This window comes from Halochromatium sp. (genome assembly GCF_054919635.1).
This window is the reverse complement of the sequence record NZ_JBUDPI010000132.1, coordinates 1-9,338: the sequence shown is the minus strand read 5'-3', so window position 1 is coordinate 9,338 and position 9,338 is coordinate 1. Positions and strand designations below refer to the sequence as shown.

At 63.4% G+C, this 9,338-nt stretch carries 8 protein-coding genes; 2 read left to right on the top strand and 6 right to left on the bottom strand.

The features are described 5' to 3' along the window. The 3 genes from ACY693_RS09780 to ACY693_RS09770 all read right to left on the bottom strand — a co-directional run. On the bottom strand, positions 1 to 1,017 hold a 1,017-nt coding region (locus ACY693_RS09780), incomplete at its 3' end, for a class I fructose-bisphosphate aldolase (protein ID WP_462321640.1). 113 nt (positions 1,018 to 1,130) lie between these two features. Beyond that, positions 1,131 to 2,087 carry an endonuclease/exonuclease/phosphatase family protein gene (locus ACY693_RS09775; RefSeq protein WP_462321639.1) on the bottom strand — a complete coding sequence of 319 codons (957 nt, stop codon included), beginning with the start codon at positions 2,085 to 2,087 and terminating at the stop codon, positions 1,131 to 1,133. 140 nt (positions 2,088 to 2,227) lie between these two features. Beyond that, positions 2,228 to 3,859: an IS1634 family transposase gene (locus tag ACY693_RS09770; protein WP_462321638.1), complete on the bottom strand. Its 1,632-nt coding sequence runs from the start codon at positions 3,857 to 3,859 to the stop codon at positions 2,228 to 2,230. Between the two features lie 212 nt (positions 3,860 to 4,071). Here ACY693_RS09770 and ACY693_RS09765 point away from each other — a divergent pair, with 212 nt between their 5' ends. Continuing rightward, entirely contained in the window at positions 4,072 to 5,307 is a 1,236-nt protein-coding gene (locus tag ACY693_RS09765) for an IPTL-CTERM sorting domain-containing protein (RefSeq protein WP_462321637.1), read from the top strand. A 356-nt stretch (positions 5,308 to 5,663) separates the two neighbouring features. Here the strand turns inward: ACY693_RS09765 and ACY693_RS09760 are convergent, their stop codons facing one another. From ACY693_RS09760 to ACY693_RS09750, 3 genes are all read right to left on the bottom strand, one after another. Next, positions 5,664 to 7,559: a mechanosensitive ion channel family protein gene (locus tag ACY693_RS09760; protein ID WP_462321636.1), complete on the bottom strand. Its 1,896-nt coding sequence runs from the start codon at positions 7,557 to 7,559 to the stop codon at positions 5,664 to 5,666. A gap of 32 nt (positions 7,560 to 7,591) precedes the next feature. Then, positions 7,592 to 7,879 (bottom strand): hypothetical protein, encoded by a 288-nt coding sequence (locus tag ACY693_RS09755; RefSeq protein WP_462321635.1) that lies wholly within the window; start codon positions 7,877 to 7,879, stop codon positions 7,592 to 7,594. A 155-nt stretch (positions 7,880 to 8,034) separates the two neighbouring features. After that, positions 8,035 to 8,361, bottom strand: a complete 327-nt coding sequence (locus ACY693_RS09750) for an SH3 domain-containing protein (protein WP_462321634.1) — start codon at positions 8,359 to 8,361, stop codon at positions 8,035 to 8,037. A 427-nt stretch (positions 8,362 to 8,788) separates the two neighbouring features. On the opposite strand from ACY693_RS09750, the gene ACY693_RS09745 reads away from it, so the two are divergent. Then, positions 8,789 to 9,338: PDC sensor domain-containing protein (locus ACY693_RS09745; protein WP_462321633.1), on the top strand; the 550-nt coding region annotated here is incomplete at its 3' end.

Here is a 9,338-nt window from a genome sequence, read left to right as displayed (position 1 = left end):
TTCCATCTCCGGCGCGTACTCGCCGACGCTCGCGAGCGCATTGAGCTTGGCCCGCTGTAGCAGAGCCTCACTGGCCTGCTCGGCCTTCGAGGCATCGCCGCGCCAGGTCTCGAGCACCTGATTTTGCAGCGCGCGCGCATAGGAGAAGGTCAGGCGCCAAGGCAGCGACAGCTTGGTCGCCATCTGATTCATGGCATTGAGATGCTGGGTCGCTTGCTGGTCGTCCTGTCCGCCGGAGAGGAAGGCGATGCCGGGCACTGCAGCCGGCACCGTCTGCTGCAGACAGCGCAAGGTCTCTTCGGCGACCTGATCGACACCGGAGCGCTGCGGACACTCGGTCCCGGAGATCACCATGCTCGGCTTCAAGATCATGCCTTCGAGCTGGACGCCTTGCCGGTAGAGCTGCTCGAACACCTGGCGCTGAGTCTCGACGGTGACCTCGTAGCTGGTCTCGATCGTGTGGGCGCCATTGATCAGCACCTCGGGCTCGACGATCGGCACCAGGCCTGCCTCCTGGCACAAGGCGGCATAACGCGCCAGCGCATGGGCATTGGCCTCGATGCAGGCGCGGCTCGGTTTCTCCTCGTCGATGGTGATCACCGCGCGCCATTTACAGAACCTTGCGCCGAGGCCAACGTACTCCTCCAAGCGCTCGCGCAGCCCGTCGAGGCCTTCGGTCACCTTCTCGCCGGCGTTCAGCGCGAGCTCTTTGGCGCCAGTGTCGACCTTGATCCCCGGCATGATGCCTTGGCGCTTCATCAGTTCCGGAAAGGGCTCCCCGTCGGTCGTCGACTGGCGGATGGTCTCGTCATAGAGAATCGCGCCACTGATGTACTCGCCGAGTCCTGGCGTACCGAGCAGGATGGTGCGGTAGGCAATCCGGTTGTCCTCGGTGTTCTCAACACCAACCGCCTTCAGCCGCTTGCCGATGGTGGGCGTGCTTTCATCCATGGCCAGGATGCCCTCACCGGGCTTGACCATGGCTTCAGCGGTTTGGCGTAGGGCGTCTAGCGTCATCGTTGCACCTCTATCAGGGGTTGCGAAAATGTGAGGTTAAGCCTGCAAGTTCCTAACCATGACGAGCCTGAGGAAAGCGAGCCGCGAATTCAACCGTCGTCTGGCGACATGCCTTAGCGATCCGCTATCCGAAGGTCGACCACCAGAGGAAAATGATCGGAGCCGATCGCCGGCCCCCGCCTGAGATTCGTCACGACGACCGGCCCCCGGACGAGTACGTGATCGATTGGAATGCGCGCCGGCCACAAGGAGCGCGGCCAGGTCGCGATGTAGCCCTGTCCTGCTGCGGCCAGGCGTAGGCCGGTGGCCTGTATCAGGTCGCGAAAATGCGGCGACCAAGGGGTCGTATTGAAGTCTCCGGCCACCAGCAACGGACGCTGGGCGTCCTCGATGGTGCTCGCGATATGGTCGAGCTCCAGGTTGCGACGCCGGCTGTCGGTGGCATCTTTCGGCGACGGCGATGGCGGGTGGACACCAGCGACTGCCACCTGCTGGGCCGGCAGTCCGACCTTTGCCAACAGGTAAGGGCGACGGTCCAGCGGCTGTGTGACAGTCCGATCGGCCAGGATCGGATAGCGGCTGAACAGGATGACAGGGGCGCCGGAGCGCCAGCCGTCGGGTGCTCGATAGGGGTAGAGGTTGCCGATGTCGGCGAGCGCTAGCGGCCACTCGTCGGTCCGCGCCTCGACCAATAGCACCAGGTCGGCATCGGCACGGCGGAGCCACCTGACCGCGGCCGCCGGCGTCGGATTGGAGCGGCGCACATTGGCCACCGCCAGGCGCAGCGGCATGCCGAAAGCGGGGCTGTCTGGCGTCTCTGCCAGCCAAAGTGCGCGGATCGTCCAACCGTGTAGCAGGGCACTGGCCAGCAGCATCGCTGCGAGCGGCCAGGCCCGAAGCATCAGCGCAACGACCCCCAGCGTCAGTGCCGCGAGCGCATACTGCAGGCGAAAATGGCTGAACAGGTCGAAAACCCACCAGCTGCGGGCGAGCAGCGCGCACAGGGTCGCCAGCACAAGCCCGACGGCGGTTAGCCGAAGGATCGACTTCAGGGTGAGCTTACCGAGCATTGATAACTTAGGCTCAAAACTTGGGCTCAAATCCACCCGACTTTGACAGCACAAAGTAACACGCCCGCTGGAGAGGCAGACGCGGCGGGGTGTTGAGCTGGGCGCCGAACTAGGGCGTGTATCTAGGATGGCGAGGGGGTTCAGGCTAGGCCAAGCATCGGCTTTGGCGGCTGGAGCTTCATTTTTTTCAATCGCTTGGAAGCTTCAAGGCGCGGCTCGGTCACCTGCCAGATCGTGCCGTTGGGGCTCGACAATTGCGCCAGCTGGATGGTTTTGAGGTCGTCGCGGATATTGCGCCAGGTGTCCTGGGCGGCGTGCTCGATGGCCCGCTCTAGCAGCAGCGACAGGACGGTGATGGCGATGTGGGCATGGATGCGGTGGGGTGCCCAGTGATAGACCGGGCGCATCTTCAGCCCGCTCTTCATCGTGCGCCACGCCTCCTCCACGCGCTGCTGCTGCTTGTAGCCGAGCGCCATGTCCTCGGCGGTGAGGGTGTCGTCGTTGCTGTGCACCACGAACTTGCCATCGAAGCGCTCCAACTCCTTGAGCGCCTTGCGGTCGATCGCTAGCCGCTGTCGGGTCTCCTTCAGGAAGCGACCGTAGCGGGCACTGGTGCGCAGCGCGCACGCGCGCTTGCTGTCGCCGTCGCTCTGCTCGGCGAGGCTCGCCAACTCGGCTTCGAGCTCGGTGAGCAGGCGCGCGCGATGCGCTCGCTGGCGCCGAGCCTCCTGGGGGTTGAAGCACACCGCGTAGCGCCGGCGCCGTTCCCCGTCACCGACCACGACCTCCTTGACCTCGAGGTTCTCGGCCACCTTGCGGTAGCGCCCGGGACGCGCGAGCACCGCCTCGGTCACCTCGTCCCCGCGCTTCATCGGCATCGCCAACAGGTACTTGCCTCCGCCCCGGGAGAGGGTCTCGAGGTTGGCCTGGGAGACCATCCCGGCATCGCCCACGAACAGGCAGCGACTGAGCTGCCAGCCCTTGAGGTCCTCCTTAACCCGCGACACCGTGGTCACGTCCACCGTGTTGCCCGGGAACACCCAGTGGCGCACCGGAAAGCCGTCCCGGGTGACGGCCAAGCCGACGACGAGCTGCGGGGCGTCCTTGCGCCCGTTCTTGCTGTGACCGCGCTTACGCGCGGCGGCGTAGTCCTTGGCTCCGGCCGCGGCACTGCCCTGCACGGGACCATCCCCGTCCTCCTCGTCGGTCTCGAAGTGCAACGAGGTGGTGTCGTAGAAGACGAGGTCCACGTCGAGGTTGAGCAGATCGGCGACCTGGAAGTAGACCGCCTGCTCGATCGCCTCCTTGTTCGCCTCCAGGAAGTCCATCGCCCGATAGAGCTGATGGAGCTCCAGACCTCGGGAACCCGGGATGTAGGTGTCTTCCTTGAGCCACTGCTCGTGGCAGTAGAGCTTCGAGGCCGGAGCGCAGGCGCGGTTGGCCACCATGGCGAACAGAGCCCGCTCCATGTCGAAGCCGAAGCGCCGCTTGGCGACCTGCTCGCGGATGACCGTATCGATCCCAAACCGATTCCAGAGCGCCTCCAGCACGTAGACATCCCCATAGGGCCACGCGCAAATCAAGGACCACTCGGGAGCTTCGGCAACGATCTCCTCGGGTGCGTACCGGCGCAGGATGCTGCGCGCCAGCCGGCGCAGCCGCTCTACCGCCTGCGGATCATCGCCCCGACCGCAGTTGTAGAAGATGCGGGCTTGTGAACGGCCCTTGTCGGGATTCCAGACGTTCTCGGCCAACTGCAGGTAGGTGACCACGCGGCCATCGGCTCGCTTCTGTTTGCTTTCGCGAAGATACATGACCAGCACGATAGCCATAACACGCGGCAAAACTCAACAGTCCATGTGACTAGGATTTCGCGGCCTGAACGGCCGCAAACCCGCACCACTGCTGGGCCAGACCCGAAAATGTGCCCAGAAACCGTCAAAGTCGGGTCAACCTCTCGGGTACCTTTACCGGCAACCTAACCTTGAACGCGAACAGTACGCTTGGTGGCAGCGGTCAGGTTGATGGCGATGTCTCCGCCAACGACGGTCGCGTCGCCCCCGGCGAATCCGCCGGCACCTTGAGACTCGGCTCGCTCACGCTCAACAACGGTTCCGTGCTCGACTTTGAGCTCGGCGATCCAGCCGGAACTGCCGGCACGGATAGCGATCTGATTGACATCACCGGCGATCTCACCCTCGACGGTACCCTCAACGTCAGCGCCCTCAGCGGCTTTGGCGCCGGCACCTATACCCTGATCACCTACACCGGCAGCCTGAGCGACAACACGCTCAGCATCGGCACGCTCCCCGCCGGCTATTCGGCCGGCCTCGACACCGCGACGGACGGTGAAGTGCGCCTGGTGGTGACGCTCAACAGCTACAGCATCACCGAGACCGCCAACCCCAGCGCCGGCGGCAGCCTCAGCTGCTCACCCAACCCGGTCGACTACGGCGCCAGCACGACCTGCAACGCCTCCCCCAATACCGGCTACAGCTTCGACAGCTGGGGCGATGCCTGCGCCGGACAGGGCGGCACCAGCTGCACCCTCGACAACGTCACCGCCGACGCCACCGTCACCGCCAACTTCAGCCTCAACAGCTACAGCATCACCGAGACCGCCAACCCCAGCGCCGGCGGCAGCCTCAGCTGCTCACCCAACCCGGTCGACTACGGCGCCAGCACGACCTGCAACGCCTCCCCCAATACCGGCTACAGCTTCGACAGCTGGGGCGATGCCTGCGCCGGACAGAGCGGCACCAGCTGCACCCTCGACAACGTGCAGGCCGCCAAGACCGTCTCCGCGACCTTTACGGCCAACAGCTCCCAAGCCAAGTCGAGCATCGACACCCAAGCCGCTGTCGTGACCACCGGTCAGGGGACCACAATCACCGTCACGGTCCGCGATGGCGCAGGCAACCCGCTGTCCGGCATCAGCGTGAGTCTGAGCGTTGAGTCGGCCTCCGAGGATGGCGGCGCCGTCACCATCACCACGAGTCCAACCCCCACCGATGCGCAGGGAGATGCGCGCTTTGAGGTCAGCAGCACCGTTGCCCAAAAAGTGCGCTTCAAGGCATCGTTCAACCCCGACCTGTTTATCGACATTACCTGGTCCGGTGCACCGGTGCCGATCCCCACTCTGAGCCTTCCGGCGCTGGGCGTACTGGCGGGGCTAATGGTGTGGTTGGCCGGCTGGCAGCAGCGGCGGGGCCGACGCTGAAGGCGGGGCGCGCTCCGCCAGCGGCTGGTGGCCGGTGGCGGGGGATTGGCACGGCGCAGCAGTGACCAAGACGCCGCGGGCGTCAGCGGGGAGAGCGCAACTGCGCCCGCTGTCGCAGGCCCGCGTTGAGTTGGCGCCGCGCGGGCAGGATGGGCCGGAGTTTGCTGCCTGACGCCGTGGCAATCCGGTGGCATCCTGCACGGTCGTGATCGAGAATAGGGCGGCGATCGACTGACCAGGAACCCCGCCGTGGCGACCCAACTGCCGCCGCTGCCGATCAGCGTTCAGACCCTGCGCGAGATCGTCGAGAAAGGCTGTGTCTATGTCGACAAGACCGGACATGCCCTGGATCTGATTCAGCCGGACCGGGCAAGGGCCTCCCGCGTCGCCAGATCGCCGAGGTACAGGTGCACGTCACGCTGTGGGAACGGGATGCCGATGCCCTCTGCGTCGAAGCGGCGCTTCACCTCGCGGTGCACATCCCAGTAAAGGTCCCAGTAATCGCCGGTCTTGGCCCAAGGACGGACGATGAAGTTGACCGACGAATCGGCGAGCTCATGCATTCGAATCGTCGGCGCGGGGTCCTCGAGCACCTTCGGGTGGGACGCAATCACCTCCTCGAGAATGCGCTGCGCCCGGTCCATATCGTCGTCGTACCCAATCCCGAACACCATGTCGACGCGGCGCTCGGTGACTCCGGTCACGTTAGTGATGACGTCGTTCCAGATCCGGTTGTTCGGCACCACCATTCGCTTGTTGTCGAACGTCTGGATGGTGGTCGAGACCAGGCTCATCGACTGAACCACCCCGGACACTCCGCCAGCCTCAACCACGTCGCCGACGTCGAAAGGCTTGAAAAACAGGATCATCAGGCCGCTGGCAAAGTTGCTCAGCGAGTCTTGCAGCGCGAAGGCGACAACGAAGCCAGTCGCGCCGACAACGGCCAACAAGGGCCCGACGCTGACATCCATCGCCGCTAACGCCATGATGATGCCGACGGCCATCACGATCCAGTGAATGGAGCGAACGAGAAAGTCCTCCAGCAACCGTGAGGTGCCGGGCACACGCTTGAGCGCCTCGTGCATGCCAGCGCCAAGGATGCGTGAGATGACCCAAGCGAGGATCAGGATGCCAATGAAGCTTGCCAGGTGCCAGGCCAGCTTGATGCCCCCCGAGGGTGATGTCAGCCAGCCCTTGATAGAGATCCACGCCGAAGTGGCGTCAGCGACGTCCACCTTCACCCCCTGGATCTCGTCGATATAGAGGCGATAGTCGGTGATCAACCCTAGGGTCTTTTCGTCGCTTTCCGCGGTCTTGGCGCTTAACGCATCCAAGACCAAGTCGAAGCGGTCGATGAGTTGGCGGCGCTCCTCGCGCAGCTCCGTGACGGCCTCAAGCAGATTGACCTTCTGCTCTTGCTTCTCCTCCTTGGCCTGTTCAGCGATCGCGGCAGTCTCGGCGATCGCCTCGGTTGACAGCGATTCGGCCGCCACCGAGGCCGCCTCCGTGGCCTGTTCCACGACTGAATCACTGGCCTGCACCGCCTCGTCGGCGGCGGCCTTCGCCTTCTCGGCCGCATCGCGCAGTTCCGACCCGCGGTGATGCTCGATGTCGGCGACGACTGCCTCGGCGTGCTCGACGGCCTCGCTGGCCTTGTTCGCGGCGTCGCCGGTCGCCGTCAGCTCCTCCTGGATCTCGAGGCTGTCGGCAGACTGTGCCGCCTCGTCTGCGGTCTGTTGCAGCTTGCGCATGGACTCGCCGGCCTTTCGCGCGGACTCGGCGATCTTTTCAGCGGCCTCAACGTCGCCAGCCTGGGCTGCTTTCTCGGCCTCTTCCTTAACCTTCTCGACTTCCTTTTGCGCCTGACCTGCCTTCTGCTCGAGCTCCTTTGTCAACTTGATCTCGCGATTCTGGCGCTTAACGGCGATCTCCGCGCGCGCGATCTGCTCCGCCTTTTGCTGTACTAGCTGCTGCCAAGCGCTAGCCTCTGCTACGAGCTGGTCTTTGCTCAGCGGGAGCAGCAGCAGCTCGAGCTCATCGATCGGAACCACCGGGTCGCTGGTCGTGATCGACCCCGCATCCTCGGCCGCATCCTTATTGGCCACCGGCGTCGCATCGGCAAGGATAGTCGCCGGCAACAGGACCAGAAGTAAGGCGAGCAATGGGAGCTTCCGGGGTCCGCGCAGGCCACGGCAGAGCGATTGAATGATCAAGACGATGTCTCCATCAAACTCGGCGGTCTCGACCCGCATTCGGTCAAACCTTAGTCTCGGTCGCCGCGCTATCAAAGCTTCGCGTAGGCTTCATCAAAATCCCGTGCCGCCGCATCGGTGAACGGGAAGCTCTGCCTGATATAGGCCAATGTGGCCTTTTCGATATCGGTCACGCCACGCCCGTCTGCAGCGGAGCGGAATAAATCTGCCACCTCGTCCTTCGACAGTTTACCTTCACCAACACCCGTGGTGTGTTTGCGGGCGAGGTCTAGGAGCTCTTTCTCGTACTTGTTGCCGTCGATTGATTCGTAAGCCATCTGCTGAGTTTCCTCTGCGTCGTTGTGGATGTTCTGCGTCATAGACTCGCTACAAAGGGCTGCGCAATAACACCGTGCAGTGGCAGGTGCGCTTTGCCCTGGCCAATCTCTACCTGCTGCGCACGCCGTTACCGGGCACATGACAGGAGCGGGGCGGAAGACGTCATGACTCGGCATGTCGTCTTCCGGTTATCGTTCTAATCCCAGCTTACCTGCGATTCGGGCACCCAGGTGGTGACGTCATCCGGTGGCCTGACGCGATACCAAATCCGGCCGTCGGTGCCCCTCGTGCTATTGAGGATCTCGACCTTCCAGCCCGGCGTGAGGGATTGCTCTCGCTCTGAGCTTGGGTCGGGATCGGCATAGCCGTAGACGAATTCCTCTCCACCGGTGACAATGGTGCCGGTGTGCCCCTGCTTGTCTTCAATGGGTGCCATTGGGTCGGCCACAGCCTGCGTGACCATGAGCGCCGGGAGAAGACCGACCATCGCAATCAAAAAGAGCGAACGCAATTTCGCCAACATGGAGAATGACCTCGTTTAGAAGAGCATGGACCCAGTCGAGCCCTGAAAAATTTGTGAGAGCGGATAGGAAATCCAAGCCACCCTGACCGGACAGGTTGGCTTGTGACAAGAGATTATCGGGGGTGGAATGCGCCGTCAACGCCCGAGAATGCCTAGCGGCGGCGCTGACAGACGTTGGGCGCTGTGCAGACGGGCACGTTTCGGGGTACTGGGGGTCGCATCCAATGCCGTCAAATTGAGCCCTTAGCATCTGAAAAAGCTAAACTAACGCGGCCATTTTGATCTCGGAGGGCGATCATGAAAAAGCGATCGGTCAGCACGATCACCCCAGCCGAGGCAATGCCGTCAACTTTAACGCAACCTGCAGGCTTACGGTCATGATCGCTCGGTATCGTGCGACGTTCTGGACTGGCGAGAGAGGTTGATGATGGACAGTACGCTGAAAGGCACGATTCACCGTCAACGCGAAGCGATCGCGAGAACGCTGCACGAGCCCATCGCGCAGATCGCGGATGCCTGTGTGTGGGTGTGGGGCGATCGGGCGCAGCTCAATGGCGTTTTGGTGGATGGATGCCGACATATTCCGTCCTGCGGTGCGCTTTTTGTCGTGGATCTAGCAGGCCGTCAGATTAGCGACACGGTCAGCGCACTCGGAGCTGAACCGAGGGACTTCGGGCGCGATCGCTCGATGCGTCCCTACATGCGGGAGGCGGTTCCCGCGTGGGGCTTCCTGCTCTCGGATGCCTATGTCGGGCTCGTATCGCGTCGCCCATCGCTGACCGCCTTGCACGTCGTGCGCCGCGACTTAGAGCTGCTGGGTTACGTCGGCGCAACCTTCAATCTCAAGGATCTACCAGTGACGGCGAAGCTCTACGAAGAGTTGCCCCACTGGCTCCAGATCAAGGGCGATCCGTCGATTCGCAATACGGTCTTGCTGCAGACCCGCGTTGAGAGCCCGATGGATCAGAACCTGGATC

What these genes read in the sequence shown, in the direction of transcription:
- ACY693_RS09775 (WP_462321639.1), bottom strand. Translation starts at nt 2,087, where the DNA reads ATGCTCGGTAAGCTCACCCTGAAGTCGATCCTTCGGCTAACCGCCGTC.
- ACY693_RS09760 (WP_462321636.1), bottom strand. Translation starts at nt 7,559, where the DNA reads ATGCGGGTCGAGACCGCCGAGTTTGATGGAGACATCGTCTTGATCATT.
- ACY693_RS09750 (WP_462321634.1), bottom strand. Translation starts at nt 8,361, where the DNA reads ATGTTGGCGAAATTGCGTTCGCTCTTTTTGATTGCGATGGTCGGTCTT.
- ACY693_RS09755 (WP_462321635.1), bottom strand. Translation starts at nt 7,879, where the DNA reads ATGACGCAGAACATCCACAACGACGCAGAGGAAACTCAGCAGATGGCT.